The 14,234-nt window shown below is 64.0% G+C and carries 12 protein-coding genes; 10 read left to right on the top strand and 2 right to left on the bottom strand.

Features of this window, described 5'->3' with window-relative positions:
• Positions 1 to 69 precede the first annotated feature (69 nt).
• On the bottom strand, positions 70 to 1,524 hold the full coding sequence (locus tag JWR51_RS20585; protein WP_299752057.1) for a hypothetical protein: 1,455 nt from the start codon (positions 1,522 to 1,524) through the stop codon (positions 70 to 72).
• A 144-nt stretch (positions 1,525 to 1,668) separates the two neighbouring features.
• Between JWR51_RS20585 and JWR51_RS20580 the strand changes: the two genes are divergently transcribed.
• The 4 genes from JWR51_RS20580 to JWR51_RS20565 all read left to right on the top strand — a co-directional run bounded on the left by JWR51_RS20580 (position 1,669) and on the right by JWR51_RS20565 (position 6,216).
• Positions 1,669 to 2,553 (top strand): WecB/TagA/CpsF family glycosyltransferase, encoded by an 885-nt coding sequence (locus JWR51_RS20580; protein ID WP_299752054.1) that lies wholly within the window; start codon positions 1,669 to 1,671, stop codon positions 2,551 to 2,553.
• Between the two features lie 48 nt (positions 2,554 to 2,601).
• A complete protein-coding gene (locus JWR51_RS20575; protein ID WP_299752051.1) occupies positions 2,602 to 3,705 on the top strand; it encodes a glycosyltransferase family 4 protein in 1,104 nt (367 codons plus the stop codon).
• An 80-nt stretch (positions 3,706 to 3,785) separates the two neighbouring features.
• On the top strand, positions 3,786 to 4,787 hold the full coding sequence (locus tag JWR51_RS20570; RefSeq protein WP_299752048.1) for a GNAT family N-acetyltransferase: 1,002 nt from the start codon (positions 3,786 to 3,788) through the stop codon (positions 4,785 to 4,787).
• Positions 4,788 to 4,797: 10 nt separating this feature from the next.
• Positions 4,798 to 6,216 (top strand): hypothetical protein, encoded by a 1,419-nt coding sequence (locus JWR51_RS20565; protein ID WP_299752045.1) that lies wholly within the window; start codon positions 4,798 to 4,800, stop codon positions 6,214 to 6,216.
• Here JWR51_RS20565 and JWR51_RS20560 read toward each other — a convergent pair.
• Positions 6,210 to 7,460: a cellulase family glycosylhydrolase gene (locus tag JWR51_RS20560; protein ID WP_299752324.1), complete on the bottom strand. Its 1,251-nt coding sequence runs from the start codon at positions 7,458 to 7,460 to the stop codon at positions 6,210 to 6,212. The genes JWR51_RS20565 and JWR51_RS20560 overlap by 7 nt on opposite strands.
• Before the next feature lie 129 nt (positions 7,461 to 7,589).
• Here JWR51_RS20560 and JWR51_RS20555 point away from each other — a divergent pair, with 129 nt between their 5' ends.
• The 6 genes from JWR51_RS20555 (at position 7,590) to JWR51_RS20530 (ending at position 14,223) form a co-directional block, all read left to right on the top strand.
• Positions 7,590 to 9,515 (top strand): heparinase II/III-family protein, encoded by a 1,926-nt coding sequence (locus JWR51_RS20555; protein WP_299752042.1) that lies wholly within the window; start codon positions 7,590 to 7,592, stop codon positions 9,513 to 9,515.
• Positions 9,516 to 9,658: 143 nt separating this feature from the next.
• Positions 9,659 to 11,068, top strand: coding sequence for an exopolysaccharide biosynthesis polyprenyl glycosylphosphotransferase (locus JWR51_RS20550; protein WP_299752039.1), 1,410 nt, complete (start codon positions 9,659 to 9,661; stop codon positions 11,066 to 11,068).
• Positions 11,069 to 11,215: 147 nt separating this feature from the next.
• Positions 11,216 to 11,887 (top strand): amino acid ABC transporter permease, encoded by a 672-nt coding sequence (locus tag JWR51_RS20545; protein WP_299752036.1) that lies wholly within the window; start codon positions 11,216 to 11,218, stop codon positions 11,885 to 11,887.
• Positions 11,887 to 12,558, top strand: coding sequence for an amino acid ABC transporter permease (locus tag JWR51_RS20540; RefSeq protein ID WP_299752033.1), 672 nt, complete (start codon positions 11,887 to 11,889; stop codon positions 12,556 to 12,558). Before JWR51_RS20545 ends, JWR51_RS20540 begins: the two co-directional genes overlap by 1 nt.
• 3 nt (positions 12,559 to 12,561) lie before the next feature.
• Positions 12,562 to 13,296: an amino acid ABC transporter ATP-binding protein gene (locus JWR51_RS20535; RefSeq protein ID WP_299752030.1), complete on the top strand. Its 735-nt coding sequence runs from the start codon at positions 12,562 to 12,564 to the stop codon at positions 13,294 to 13,296.
• A 3-nt stretch (positions 13,297 to 13,299) separates the two neighbouring features.
• Positions 13,300 to 14,223 (top strand): isoaspartyl peptidase/L-asparaginase, encoded by a 924-nt coding sequence (locus JWR51_RS20530; RefSeq protein ID WP_299752028.1) that lies wholly within the window; start codon positions 13,300 to 13,302, stop codon positions 14,221 to 14,223.
• Positions 14,224 to 14,234: the final 11 nt, after the last annotated feature.

Below are 14,234 nucleotides of genomic sequence, written 5' to 3'. Positions count from 1 at the left end.
GCTTTGTTCGCCAGCTTTATAAGCCGGAACCACAGCCTGCCTGCGCGGCTTCTGGATTCTTGGTAAATCTCAGCGCGGCTGGCGCACCACCCCATCCACCACCTCGAGCCGTCCGGCCCGATTGGTGGTGTGCCTGAACTCACAGCGCCAGCCGGGGACGTCAAGAGGGCGGACGGGGCCGACGCCAACGCGATCCAGATTGAGTTCGGTGATTTCGACCAGGCCCATGCCGCTGCCATAGCCGTGCGTGCCGTCCTGCACCGGCAGCATCGGATATTGGCCGCCCAGGATAAAGGCACCGGCGGGGCGCGCCGAGGCCTGGTCGATCAGGATGGGATTGGCGGCGTGGGGAAGGAAGGGGCCGGACAGGGTTTCGGCGTGAAACACCAGCATGGAGTCGGAGGAACTGCCGCGACCGCCATCGGCGGCGAACAGCCAGAAGCGGTCGCCGTGGTGGAGCAAGGTGGCGTCGGAGAGTGGGGTGTCGGCGACGAGGACGGCGTGGCGCACCCAGCGGTCGGGGAAGTTTTCAGCGCGGTAGAGATAGAGGTCGCGGCCGCCAGCGGTTTCAGGGATCATCCAGAATGCGCCGTCATGTTGGAAGACCTGCGGGTAGGACAGGTGGAACGGCTCTTCCAGCACGACGCGGGGCACGCCGAACGTGCCGTCGCCATCGGCCTCGGCGACGGCGATGACGCCCTTGTGGGTGGCATGGGGAAAATCCTCGACAAAGAGGAAATAGCGGCCGTCTACCTCAACGGGGAAGGGATCGGCGTAGAAGCGCGAGCCGTCCTCGGGTAGCTCCTGCCATTGCGGCGCTGACAGCGTGGCATAGCCGGTGGCAGTCATATCAAAGCCAAGCCCGGCGAGGGGCTCGGGATGAAAGCGATATCCGACGCGCCAGTGGAATGGTTTGTAGCGCAGCTTGAGGAACAGGCGGTGTGCAAGCTTCGGCGCGATGCCCAGCCAGTAGGCGGCGGTTAGTGCGGTCGGTGATTTGGCGGCCGCGAGCGGTTGCAGCGTCGCCGTCCTGCCCGCTGCAATATCGCGGACGCTACGCTCCAGCAGATCGAGCGTGCGGATGAGAATGTCATCGAGGGCGCGGGTAAGCCAGATGCGCTCGCTCACCATGGGGCGCGCATTGCCGATCGGCTGGCCGTTGAGCAGTGTTTGAACGACTGGTTGGGCGCCGGTGAGAATGGCGCGAGCGGTACCGTCGAGGGTGGGGTGACTGTCGAACAGCACGCTCAGGGTGGGGGTGTCGCCGCTTGGGGCGGTTCCGGTTAGGTCGATTACTAGACTGGGTGGCGACTTGCCTTCGACTGGATTGACCGTCGCCCGTGAAGCGAGTCCGGGGCCAAAGCGGAAAGCTTCGAAGGCCAGGATCGCGTCGAGGGCGCCCGATGCGGTATTACCCGCGAAGGAGACGCGTAGCTGGTGCCCGGAATGGCTTAGGCGGTGGATCAATTCGGCATGCCAGTGGCGGGATTGGACGGGCAGGATGACGGCAATGGCGAGCGGCATGCCTGTCTCTCCGGCTTCGGTCCCACTGCAAAAACAGTGCAATTTTACGCGTTAAGGATGCCTTAAGGGACATGGCGACGGGCGGGCCGGCCGAGCGTATTTCTACGCACAAGGCCTGCGTCGGGCCGAATGGACGACACGAACATGATCGACAGCAGAATCGGGAGCAAGGCGCCGAAGGCCGGACGCGTCTGGCCGCCGTTTTATACCCATCGCCCCTATCCCGAAAAGCAGCCGCCCGAGAGCGAGCCGCACTTCTGGCAGCAGCATCCGGTGATCGCCGAAAGTCGCACCACCTTCCTCGATGCGCCTATGCACACCCTGACCATGACGCAGACGCTGGAGCTTGCCCGCGAGGCGATGCAGGCGCGCCAGCCACTGCACCATACGGTCATCAACGTATCCAAGCTGGTCAACATGCACGCCAACGAGGAATTGGCGCGCGACGTTTCGGAAGCCGACCTGATCAATATCGATGGCGCGGGCGTGGTCTGGGGCGCACGCCTGCTCGGCATTGCGGTGCCGGAGCGCGTGGCGGGTGTTGAGATCATGGAACGCCTGTTCGAGCTGTGCGCCGACAAGGGTTTTAAGCCCTATCTGCTGGGCGCCGAAAGCCAGGTGCTTGACGCGGTGCAGGGGCGGCTGCAGCGGGATTATCCCACGCTGCAGATCGCCGGTGCGCATGACGGCTATTTCACCGACGAAGAAGCGATCGTGCTCGACATCAATGCCTCGGGCGCCGATTGCCTGTTCGTGGCCATGTCGAGCCCGCGCAAGGAGCGCTTCCTCTACAAGTATCGCCTGGTGCTGGCGCCTTATTTCATCATGGGCGTGGGCGGCAGTTTCGATGTCTATGGCGGCAAGGTGCGCCGCGCCCCGGTCTGGGTGCAGACCATCGGCATGGAATGGCTCTATCGCGTGTTGCAGGAGCCGCGGCGGCTGTGGCGGCGCTATTGGGACACCAATCGCGCCTATGCCAAAATGCTGTGGACCAGCTACTGGACGCAGCGGCGCGGTCCTCGCCGATAGGCTGGCCTCGTAGTGACTGGGCTGCCGTGGCGGCGGAGAGAGTGGCGAATGACGAAAACGGGTGCGCAAGTGTTGGACGTACTGGTGGCGACGCCGGGCGGCGGCGTCGGCCAGGGCGGGATCGACCGCATGATGGCGGCGCTGCGCACCGAGGCGGAACGCCAAGGCCAGCCCGATCTGCGCATCCAGTTCGCCGCCTCGCGCGGGCTCGGCCATATCGGCTTTTCGATCTTGCATATGAGCGTGTTCATCGTCCGCATGCTGGCGCTCCGCCTGGCCGGCCGCCTCGATGTGCTCCACCTGAACCTCGCCATCCAGGGCAGCACCTGGCGCAAGCTGATCCTCGCCTCGATCGCGCATGGCATGGGCGTGCCCTATGTGCTGCATCTGCATGGCGCCGAATATCAGGAATATTGGACCGATGCGCCGAGCCGGCGCAACCGGGCGATCGGCTGGCTGTTCGCCCATGCCGGGCGGATTATCGTCCTCGGCACCATTTGGGAGCAGTTCGTCACGTCGCGCATTCCCGAAATCGGCTCGCGCGTGCTGATCGTCCCCAATGCGGCGCCGCGCCCGGTGCTGGCGCATCGCGGCGGCGGCAACCAGGTACATATTCTCTTTCTGGGGCGGATCGGCGACCGCAAGGGCGTGCCCCAACTGGGCGCAGCGCTGGCGCGCATGCAGGGCGATCCAGGCTGGCGCGCCACCATTGCGGGCGACGGCAATGTCGAGGCTGCGCGGGTCGCGGCGCGCCAGGCGGGACTGGCCGATCGGGTCGATATCCCCGGCTGGGTCGGGCCCGAACAGGTCGCTGAGCTGATCGCCAATGCCGATATCATGGTACTGCCCTCGTTCCACGAGAACCTGCCGATCTCGGTTATCGAGGCGATGGCGGCGGGGCTGGCTGTCGTCGCGACGCCGGTCGGCGCCGTCGAGGATATCATCACCAACGAGGTCAACGGGCTGCTGGTGCCGCCCGGCGACGTCGATGCGCTGACACTGGCCTTGCAGCGCCTGGTGGCGGACCCCGCCCTACGGGCGCGGCTCGGCAAGGCGGCGCTGGAGGTGCATCGGGCGCGGCTCGATATGGCGCCGTATCTGGGCGCCATCACCGATGCGTGGCGGGGCGCTGCGCGGCATTCTACGCATTAAGCTTAACGAACGGTAAAGATTGGGCCGGTCCCCCCGGCGGTCTATTAAAGTCAGACCAGTCGGAACGAAGCGGTGACGCCATGATTCATGAGACATCGGCCAGACTTACTGCGGGCGCTGTCGTGGCCTTCCCGGCCCGCCAAGATACCGATCACGTCACCATCACCGAAATTCACGACGCCGCCCGCTGGGATGGCCTGCTGGCCTTGGCGGACCACCCGCAACTGACCCAGACCTATGCCTATGGGGCCGCCAAGGCGGCGCAGAACTGGAAAATCGTGCGGGTCTGCCTGTCGATCGGCACCGTGCCGATCGCGCTGTGCCAGGTGCTGGAAAAGCGGATTTTCGGCATACGCGTGGTCTCGCGGATCAATCGCGGGCCGCTGATGTTGCAGTCCAACCCCTCCAATGACAGCGTGCTGACGGTCTATCGCGCTATTCGCCAGCGCTGGGGCCACTGGTATTCGGGTCCGCTGACCATCGCGCCCGGATTGACGCAGAGTGACGAGAACGCCGCGCTGTTGCGCCAGGCCGGGTTCGTGCGCCGCGGCAAGCAGAGCTGGTGGTCGGGCCGCATCGACCTGACGCGCCCGCTCGACGCCATCAAGGCGGGCTTCGCCTCGACCTTTCGCAACCGGCTGCGCAAGGCGCTGGACGGTGGCCTGACGTTGCGCGTCGCCAGCGATGTCGAAACCGCCGACTGGATGATTGCGCGCCATGTGGAAAACATGCGCGACAAGGGTTTTACCGCGGTCGACGCCAATTTTCTGGTTAACCTGCGAGCCACGGCGCCGCAGGACTTTATCGTTTTTCAGGCTATACTCGGTGACAAGCCGATTGCCGGCATGTCGGTGATCCGCTTTGGCGACGTCGCCGAATATCATACCGGCTGGTTCGGGCCCGAAGGGCGCGACGCCAATGCGGGGAATTATTTGATGTGGGCTATTATGGCCGAGATGAAGGCGCGCGGTTGCACGACCTTCGATATCGGCGGGCTCTATGAAGGCCATGGCTATACTCAATTCAAACGCGGCATGAGACCGCTTGAGTATCGGCTCGCGGGCGAATGGGTCGCGTTTTAAGGGTGGGGCAATGTTGAAACTGGACGCGGCGCGAGGCGCCTATGTGCGCGCCCCGGCGATCGTGCGGCGCACGCTTGCGCCGTTCCTGCGCCTGTTGCCGACCAGTTTCATCTATGGCCGCACCTATCGCGACTGGCGCGCCACTATAGCGCGCGGCGCCAGCGACGACTGTTTCGCACAAAGCTTCCAGCTCAACTCGCTGCGCCAACTTCTGGCCAAAGCCCATGCGGGCAGCCCGTTTTATGCGGAGCTGTTTGGGCATACCTTCGGCCCCCATTTCGACGCGGCCACGATGACGCTCGCCGATTTCCGCAAATTGCCGATCATCGACAAGCAGACGCTGGCCGCGGCGGGCGACGCCATGCTGGCGGTGCCCAAATCCAGCATGGATATCTCCCATACCAGCGGCTCCAACGGCGAGCCGCCGTTCAGCTTTTATCTCGACAAGGATCGCAGCGTCCGCGAGATCGCCTTCGTGCATCATGTCTGGAGCCGCACCGGCTATGAGCCCGACCACGCCAAGGTGGTGATGCGCGGTTTCGCCACGCAGGTGCCCAGCGGCAGGAGCCACGAATGGTCCCCGGCGCTGCGCGAACTGCGCCTGGCGGTGTTTCCGATGACGCGGGCCGATGCTGCTGTTTACCTCGACCTGATCGATCAGCGCCGCATCCGCTATCTCTATGGCTATCCGTCGGCCATCGAGACCTTCGCGCTCCATCTCAACCGGCTCGGCCGCCGGCCCAAGTTGCCGCTGCTCGGCATCTTGCCGATTTCGGAGCCGCTGTATGGTCACCAGCGCCGGCTGTTCCGCAAGATTTTTGGGGACACGCCAATCGCGCCATTTTATGGGCTCAGCGAGAAGACGCTGTTCGCCGCCGAACTGAGCGGTCAACCCGACATCTATGAGTTCGATCCGCTTTATGGCGTCGCCGAACTCGTCGATGAAGGCGGCAAACCTGTGACCCGCATCGGGCAGGAGGGGCGGCTGATCGGCACTGGCTTCGTCTCCACCGGCATGCCCTTCGTCCGCTATGACAGCCAGGATCGCGCCAAGCTGGTGCAACTGCCGAGCGCCGAGAATGGCCAGCGCCTGCGCGTGAGCGGCATCATGCCCCGCCGCAAGCCCGATTTCCTGATCAGCCATGCCGGTGATCGCATTGTGGCGATCGACCTGACGCCTGAGGACCCGTCCTTCTTCGAGGATATCGAAGGCTATCAGTTCTACCAGAACACGCCGGGGCTCTGCGTCATCAAGTATGTCGCCACGCCGGGCGGTGGTGACGCCAAGGTCGAACGCATCCGCAGCGAACTAGCCCGCAAGGCCAAGGGCAAGCTCGACTTCGTGGTGCAGCGCGTCGAGGGGCTGGAAAACCCCGGCAGCGGCAAGCGGGCCTATATCGACCAGCAGTTGGACCTTGCCGATTACTGAGCGGCGGGCAGTCCCAGCGGCGCCAGTAGCGTTTCGTCAGGCACGGCAGGGCCGGTCGGCTGGATGAAGGTCATCCCATAGGGATTGGCATATTCCCAATAGGCCCAGGCCATGCCGTAGCTTTCGGCGAGTGTGCGCGCATCGGTGATGTAGCGGTTGCGGTCATCCGTCCGGGCGCCGGAATCGCCCTTGGCGTTCATGTCGATGACGCCGAATTCACCCATGAACAGCCGATTTGGCGCAATGCCCTGGCTCTTGGCCCAGTAGACGCCCTGCTCGAACAGTTTGGCCATCTCTGCCTTGTCCCAGTTGCGGGCATAATAATCGTCGATATCGCCGGAGATCTGCAGCCAGTTGGCTTGCTGTTCGATGAAACCGACGCCGGCAGCGTCCATCCGTGCGGTCAAGTCGGCCTCGACATGCTTCCGACTGCGAGAGCTGGCCGGCCAGGGCAGTCCCGAGGCCCAGCCACCATCGTCCATCCGCTGGTGGGTGAAACTGTGCGGATCATACATGTGGAAGCTATAAAGGATGTTTGGGTCGTCGAACGCGGTGGCATCCAGGTTCAGCAGGTCCCCGATGTCGCCACCGCAGGCGCCTGTCGCAACTATGGTGATGTCGGGGCTGACAGCGCGGATCATCTGGACCTGCGCGGTCTGGATGCGCTGCCAGTCATCAGTGCCGGTATCGTCGCAGGGATAGTAGTGCGGCTCGTTATACGGCTCGATGGCCACATTCTCGGTGCCGATCGCCGCCAGCATCTTGGCAACATCAACCACCATGGCGTCGTAGCGGGCAACGGGTTTGGAGTCCGCGCCCTGCTCGATAGCTTCCTGGCTATAGGCATCCACCTGGGAGTTGAAATGCAGGTTGAAGACCACCTTGAGGCCCGCCGCCACCACGTGACGTACGGCCTTATCCAGCACGTCGAGTGCCGCCTGCCGCTGCGCGCCGTCATTGGCAAGCAGCGGGCCGGGATCGACCGAGAGCCGCACGAAATCGAAACCGAAGCCCTTGATCCGCTCGAACTGGTCTTGCGCGGGCCATTCGTCAAGCGGTCGGTAACCGCTCAACCATTCCGACATGGTGTTATAGGGCGGCTGCCGGTAGTTTCCCGTAGCATCGAGGGGCGACCAGTTGAGCAGGTCTTGGACGCCAATGCCCCGATGCAATGTCAAAGGCGCGGCCTGCACGGCCCCGATAGCCAGGAGACTCATCACGGCGATGCCGAAACTGCGGTTCATCACGATAGCGCTCCGCGCTCTGTTCTGCGGTCACTGGCGCTCGCCGAGCGCCTTCGGCGGCCGTTTTAGCAGCATGCCGCGCGCTCGCCGCCGGGTTTCGGGCGATATGGTATATGCGGGTGGGCGCCGATGAAGCTGGCCTGGTATGTGGCGCGGCTGCGCAATATGAGCCCCGGCGAGGTGCTGCACCGGCTGGTCGAGACCCAGCGGCGTTCGGCATCGCGCAAGCGCCACGAAGGCTGGGACCGGTTTTCCGCCGGAGCCTTGCCGATAGCGCTGCCGGGCCTGCGCAGCGCATTGCTGGCGGCGCCAGCGTCGCACGAGGCCATCGCCAAGGCCGCAGAGGCCATTATGGATGGTCGCTTCGCTGCGCTTGGCCTCGAATGGCCGCGGCGCGCGCCGTCCGACTTGTTCCCATCGAGCCTGTGGCAATTGTCGCCCGATACCGGCAAGAGCTGGCCGGCCGACACCTATTGCTTCGACATCAACTACCGCCAGACCGCTGGCGTCGGCGATATCAAATATGCCTGGGAGTTCAACCGGCTGCAATTTCTGCAGCCGCTGGCCGCCAAGGTTGCACTGAGCGGTGGCGTGGCGGAAGTCGCGGCCATCGAGCAGGCTATCGAGAGCTGGTACACGGCCAATCCCCCGTTCCGCGGCATTGGCTGGGCCTCGGGCATCGAAGTGGGCCTGCGGGCCATCAGCCTGTTGCTGGTGGTTTCGCTGTGTGGCGAGCGTCTGTCGCAACCCACGCTGTTGCGGATCGGCGCGATCCTGGGCGCCAGCGCCTTTTGGCTGCATCGCTTCCCCTCCGATTTCTCCTCGGCCAACAACCACCTCATGGCGGAACTGGCTGGCTGCTACCTGATCGCCATGGCGCTGGATGATAAAACCGTCGCCGCGGGCGTGCTGGCCGATGTCGAGCGCGAGGTCATGCTGCAGATCCTGCCCGACGGGGTCGGCGCCGAACAGACGCCCACCTACGCGGCCTTCACCGCCGAAATGGCGTTGCTCTGCGGCCTGGTGGCGCAAAATGCCGGAACGCCATTCGCGGCGGAGGTTGCGGACCGGCTGGGCCTATTCGCCGATTTCATCTTCTGGATCAGCGGACCTGACGGCACCGCGCCGGCGATCGGCGACGATGACGAAGGGCGGGTGATCGGTCTCTGCCAGCCGGAACCCGACTATCCGGTCTCTGTCGCTGTCGCCGTCCGCGGATTCCTGCGGCAAAGCGCGCCGACCGCCGCTGCTGCGACATTGCGCAATGCCATCTTCCCGGCGCCGATTGCCCTCGATCCGGTGGCCAGCGGCGCCCGCACCTTCCCCGTGGGCGGCTATAGCGTCTGGCGCGGCCAGCACACAGGCCGCCAGGTCGGCGCGGTGCTCGATCACGGCCCGCTCGGCTATCTGTCGATCGCGGCGCACGGCCATGCCGATGCACTCTCGCTCAAGCTGGCGATCGACGGCAAACCGGTGCTGGTCGATCCCGGGACCTATCGCTACCAGGGCGGCGGAGCTTGGCGCGACTGGTTCCGCTCCAGCCAGGCGCACAATACGATGACCGTCGCAAATTCCAGCCAGAGCCTTGCTGCCGGCGCCTTCAACTGGTCGCACAAGGCGCGGACGCGGCTGGAGTCCAAAACCGACTACCCTTGGCGGGTGACGGCCTCCCATGACGGCTATCAACGCCGCTTCGGCGTCCGGCACCAGCGCATCACCGCCATGACGGAGCAGGGGATGACCATTTCCGATAGCCTCTCCGGGGCAAGCTCGCCGCTGGACTGTGAATTGACGTTCCAGCTTGCCCCCGATCTGGTTGGGCAGATTGACGGCAATGCCGTGGCGGTGAGCCGGGCGGGAAAACCCATTTGCCGGCTGGTGCTGCCCACCGGCGCGATCCAGATCATCCGCGGGGGCGGACCCACCGAAGGCGGATGGGTTTCCACCCGCTTTGGCCACAAGGACCCGGCCGACCGCATCGTCTGGAGCGGGGAAGTGGGCACTAGCGGGGTCACCACCAATATTCAGTTCGATCGCCGGCGGGTCGCCCGATAAGTGGCATTTTAGCAGTTAACCCCAGTGCGAGTTAGCGCGTCGCACCGTGGTGAATCGATGCTAAATCCTGCTCTGAAGAAAGCTGCCGTGGACCGCCAAGGCCATTGTGGAGCGGTAGCGCTTTCGACGTGCGGCAGGCGGCAATGACCCAGGACAGTTTGCACCATTGGCCAGTGGAGGCCCGGAAGCGGCGTCGCTACCGGATTCCCAGCCGGACCTATTTTGGCTACGCGGTCGGCTTCGTCGAAGGCGTGCTGGCCATACTGTTGGTGCTGCTCTCAGCCCGCGCCCGTCCCGAATCCCCGCAAAGCTTCATCTTGACCGTGCTGGTCGGCAGCGCTTACGGCGTGAGTTGCGCGCTGGCCTCGGCGCAGTTCTTGCGCTCACTAGCAACCCGGCGCCCGATGATGCTGCGCTCGGTCTTGATCTGGATGGTCGGCGTCGTCGTGCTACTCGGCGTGCTGCTGCTGTCGGGTGGCTACACCCTCGACGGCGGATGGGCCATGCCGGTGGCCGCCGGATTGGGGCTGGTCGCGGCGCGACTGGCCTTCCTGGGAATCAGCTCGACGCTGATGCATGCGGGCCGGTTGCAGATCGAGCGCGTCGCGCTGGTCGGGCGCGCGTTCGATCTGGCCCAGTTCGGCCAGAATGTCGAAGTGTGGCGCCAGGGGGCCCAGGTGGTGCGCACGCTCACCCTGGATGACGCCGGGTCCGCCAGTTTATCGCAAGCGCAGACCGCGGCGTTCGCCCGCGAATGTGTCGAGTACCGTTGCGATACCGTGCTGCTGGTCAGCATGCACGATGACGCCAAGGCGTTCAACGCGCTGGTGGCGCCGTTCCGCTCCTATGCGCTGAACGTCATGCTGTCGCCGGCCGGCAGCACTGAACGCCAGATGCTGGTCGACCTGCTGCCAGTGGGAGCCACCCAGCCGGGCCGTGTCCTGGCCAAGCCGATCGGCGATACCGGTCGCCTGCTGAAGCGGACTTTCGACGTTGTCGGGGCGAGCTTCGGGCTGCTGTTGCTGTCGCCGCTGTTCCTGATCGTGGCGGTGTGGATCAAGCTCGATAGCCGCGGCCCGGTATTGTTCCTGCAGGAGCGTCGCGGCTTCAACGGCAAGAGTTTCCAGATCTACAAATTCCGCTCGATGAGCGTCATGGAGGATGGCCGCTCGATGCAACAGGCCGTGCCGGACGATCCGCGCATCACCACGATCGGCGCCGTGCTACGCCGCACCAGCATCGACGAATTGCCGCAATTGATGAACGTCCTGCTCGGCAATATGAGCCTCGTAGGCCCCCGCCCGCATGCCATCTCGCATGATGCCGAACTGGCCCTGCGGTTCGAACGTTATGCGCAACGCCAGCGCATCAAACCGGGTATTACCGGCTGGGCGCAGGTCAATGGCTTCCGGGGCGATACCTCGACGCAGGAAAAAATCGAAGGCCGCACCCTGCACGATCTCTATTATGTCGAACACTGGTCGCTGTGGTTCGATATGCGCATCCTGATGCTAACCTTTCTGTCACGTAAGGTTCGCGATAACGCGCTTTAGGCTAAGCACGCGTCCCGTATTCTCAATTTCAAATCGTTGCAGCGCCGTCCGTGCCCAACAATTGAGCATGAGGAAATTCTGCCTATGCGGCTTGACAAATCCGCTGGTGGCGGCAAAAGTGAAACCGATTTCATAGTGTGAAAGCGCATGCGGATAGACCTCTCGCTGCTCGTCCCATATCTGCCGTTTATGCTGGAAGGCGCGCTGTTGACGGCGCAGGTCTGCGTGCTGGCTTTGCTCGGCAGCCTGATCGTCGGCGCGCTCATGGCGGTGGCGCGCACGTCCGCCAATAGCCTGCTGCGCCGGGCGGCCTCGATCTATGCCGACCTGTTCCGCAACGTGCCGTTCATCGTGCAACTGTTCTTCTTTTACTACGGCCTGCCGGAGATCGGCATCTATATCGATGCCTTCACCACCGGCGTCGTGGCCCTGTCGATTGCCGGCGGGGCGTTCACCTCCGACGTGATCCGCTCGGGCATTCTGGCTATCGAGCCGGGGATTATCGAAGCCGCCCAAGTCAGCGGCCTCTCCAAGCGCAAGACCTTCACCAAGATCGTGTTGCCTGTCGCGCTGCGCACCTCGGTGCGGCCGATGGGGTCGGTGTTCATCAACCTGATCCTGACCTCCTCAATTCTGTCGACCATCACGCTCAATGAGCTGACCGGCACCGCCAAGATAGTCGCGTCCGATACGTTCAAGCCGTTCGAGGTCTATGTCGTGCTGCTGATCGCCTACGCCACGCTGACCTATCTGGTGTCGCTGCTGATCGCGGCGCTGCATCGCCGGCTGAACCGCGATCTCGGGGAGGCGGTTCGCTGATGCGCTATACCGAATTTACCCCCTTCGATATCGTCCTCTTGGCTCAGGGCCTAGGCGTGTCGGTTGGGTTGTTCCTTGCCACCACGGTGATCGGGCTGCTGATCGGCACGCTCTGGGCCGTGGTACGGTTCTATCGCGTGCCGGTGTTGGCGCAGGTCATCACCTTCGTGGCCGAACTGCTGAAGAATTCGCCGGTGCTGGTGCAACTCTTCCTAGTGTTCTTCGGCTTTCCGGCCTTTTTCCATATCAATCTGGGCCCTGTGGAAGCCGCCGTCATCACGCTGTCGGGCAATACCGCCGCCTTCGTCTATGTCATCGCAGTCTCGGCCATCGAGAGCATCGGTCGCGACCAGATCGAGGCGGCCCGCGCCTTTGGGCTGACCAAGTGGCAGGTGCTGCGCCACATCATCGCGCCGCAGGCTATGGCCTTCGCCATCGGGCCGCTAACGGGGCTGCTGGTCAACCAGTTGCAGGTCACGTCCTTGATCTCGGTGATCGGCGTGATGGACCTGACCAAGATCGGCAATATCCTCAACCTGCGCACGCTCAAGCCCTTCATCGTCTGGGCCGTGGTCGGGGTGCTGTACTATCTGGCGGCCAAGCTCATCGCCTTTGCCGGCGCAACCCTGGAACGGCGCCTGCGGGCCCATACCGCCTGGAAAGGTCTCTGATCCATGATCAAGGCACAATCGGTCCGCAAGGTTTTTGGCAGCGTCACGGTGCTCGACGGCGTCGATCTCACTGTTGCGCCGGGGGAGGTGGTGTCGATCCTCGGCTCGTCGGGCTCGGGCAAGTCGACCTTGATCCGCTGCATCAACGGGCTGGAACGGCTCGATGGTGGCTCCATCACGGTCGACGATTTCGACGTGAGCAAGCCCAGGGAACTGGCCGAAGCGCGCAAGCGCAGCGGCACCGTGTTCCAGATGTTCAATCTCTATCCGCATATGACGGCGCTGCAGAACGTCACGCTGGCACCCGTCGAAGTGCTCAAGCGCCCCAAGGCGGAAGCCGAGGCCGAGGGTAGGGCGCTGCTGGCTTCGGTTGGTCTGGCCGATCGCGCCGATGCGTTTCCCAGCCAGCTTTCGGGCGGCCAGCGCCAACGCGTCGGCATCTGCCGGGCCTTGGCGATGAAGCCGCGCTATCTGCTGCTGGACGAAGTCACCTCTGCGCTCGATCCCGAAATGACCGCCGACGTACTCGACATCCTGGCCAAGCTCGCCAAGGAGGGCACCACCATGGTGTTCGTCACCCATGAGATCGAGTTCGCCCGCACCATTTCCTCGCGCGTGGTGTTCCTCGAAAAGGGCCGGCTGGTGGTCGATTTGCCCACCGAGCAGTTCTTTGCCGCCGATGGCGGTCTCGCCAATCCGCGCATCGCGCAGTTCCTCTCCAAGATGCGGAAAGACTAGACCATGCAGCTCCTCGCCAATGTCGAGGCCTATCCGGGCTTCGACACCGCCATCGCCATGCTCAAGGACGGCGCACCGGGCCTTGAAGCCATGGTCGCCGGCATGGGCTATGTCGAGCGCGACGTCCGCGTCCGTTCCGTCGGCTTTGGGGGCTGGCCCAATATGCTGGGCAAGATGGAATTCGATGCCGGCGTCATGAACGGCACCACCCGCGAAGTCGGCAGCGTCGGCGCGGTACCGGACACGCTGCCGGTCTCGGCGCTGGCGCTGGAAATCATGAAGCGCCTGCCTCATGTGATGCTGACCGGCGACGGCGCGCGCCGCTTTGCTACTGAAATCGGTTTCAAGATCGATGAGACGCTCTACGAGGATAGCAAGCGCGTCTGGTGGGATCGGCTGCTCAAGGAGCTGACGGCCGAAGAGTTGCTCGCCTTCCCCAATATTCCGCTGGCGCCGCTCAGCCGTCACATCACCGACCCGGAACGCGTCCGCGACACCACCGTGTTCCTGTCTTCGGACTTGACCGATACCATTTCGGTCGCCACCTCGACCTCCGGCTGGGCCTGGAAATACCCCGGCCGCCTGGGGGACTCGCCCATTCCGGGCGCCGGTTTTTATGCCGATAGCCGCTACGGCGCGGCCGCCTGCACCCATACGGGCGAAATGACCATGCGCTGCTCGACGTCGCGCACCATCGTGCTGGCCATGAAGCTGGGCCGCTCGCTGGACGACGCCATCAAGCTGGCAGTCGAGGAACTTGCCGAATTGACCACCGGGTTCCTGGCGGGGGTCGTGATCCACGCGATCGACGCCGCCGGCAACCACAGGGTCGTGAACTTCAGATGCCAGGACGACATCTTCTACTGGTACTGGGAGCCGAAAATGGCCGCGCCGGAACGCCGGACGGCCGAGAAATCATCACTCTAAGGGAGAACTAA

The sequence above is a fragment of the Devosia sp. genome (assembly GCF_028290625.1).
In the GTDB taxonomy this organism is placed as follows: Bacteria; Pseudomonadota; Alphaproteobacteria; order Rhizobiales; family Devosiaceae; genus Devosia.
The sequence above is the reverse complement of the archived record's forward strand: the minus strand, read 5'-3'. Positions and strand labels throughout refer to the sequence as shown.

Coding starts and splice junctions, on each gene's coding strand:
- JWR51_RS20545 (WP_299752036.1), top strand. CDS start 11,216: ATGCGGATAGACCTCTCGCTGCTCGTCCCATATCTGCCGTTTATGCTG.
- JWR51_RS20560 (WP_299752324.1), bottom strand. CDS start 7,460: ATGAACCGCAGTTTCGGCATCGCCGTGATGAGTCTCCTGGCTATCGGG.
- JWR51_RS20540 (WP_299752033.1), top strand. CDS start 11,887: ATGCGCTATACCGAATTTACCCCCTTCGATATCGTCCTCTTGGCTCAG.
- JWR51_RS20585 (WP_299752057.1), bottom strand. CDS start 1,524: ATGCCGCTCGCCATTGCCGTCATCCTGCCCGTCCAATCCCGCCACTGG.
- JWR51_RS20535 (WP_299752030.1), top strand. CDS start 12,562: ATGATCAAGGCACAATCGGTCCGCAAGGTTTTTGGCAGCGTCACGGTG.
- JWR51_RS20555 (WP_299752042.1), top strand. CDS start 7,590: ATGAAGCTGGCCTGGTATGTGGCGCGGCTGCGCAATATGAGCCCCGGC.
- JWR51_RS20550 (WP_299752039.1), top strand. CDS start 9,659: ATGACCCAGGACAGTTTGCACCATTGGCCAGTGGAGGCCCGGAAGCGG.
- JWR51_RS20530 (WP_299752028.1), top strand. CDS start 13,300: ATGCAGCTCCTCGCCAATGTCGAGGCCTATCCGGGCTTCGACACCGCC.
- JWR51_RS20580 (WP_299752054.1), top strand. CDS start 1,669: ATGATCGACAGCAGAATCGGGAGCAAGGCGCCGAAGGCCGGACGCGTC.
- JWR51_RS20575 (WP_299752051.1), top strand. CDS start 2,602: ATGACGAAAACGGGTGCGCAAGTGTTGGACGTACTGGTGGCGACGCCG.
- JWR51_RS20570 (WP_299752048.1), top strand. CDS start 3,786: ATGATTCATGAGACATCGGCCAGACTTACTGCGGGCGCTGTCGTGGCC.
- JWR51_RS20565 (WP_299752045.1), top strand. CDS start 4,798: ATGTTGAAACTGGACGCGGCGCGAGGCGCCTATGTGCGCGCCCCGGCG.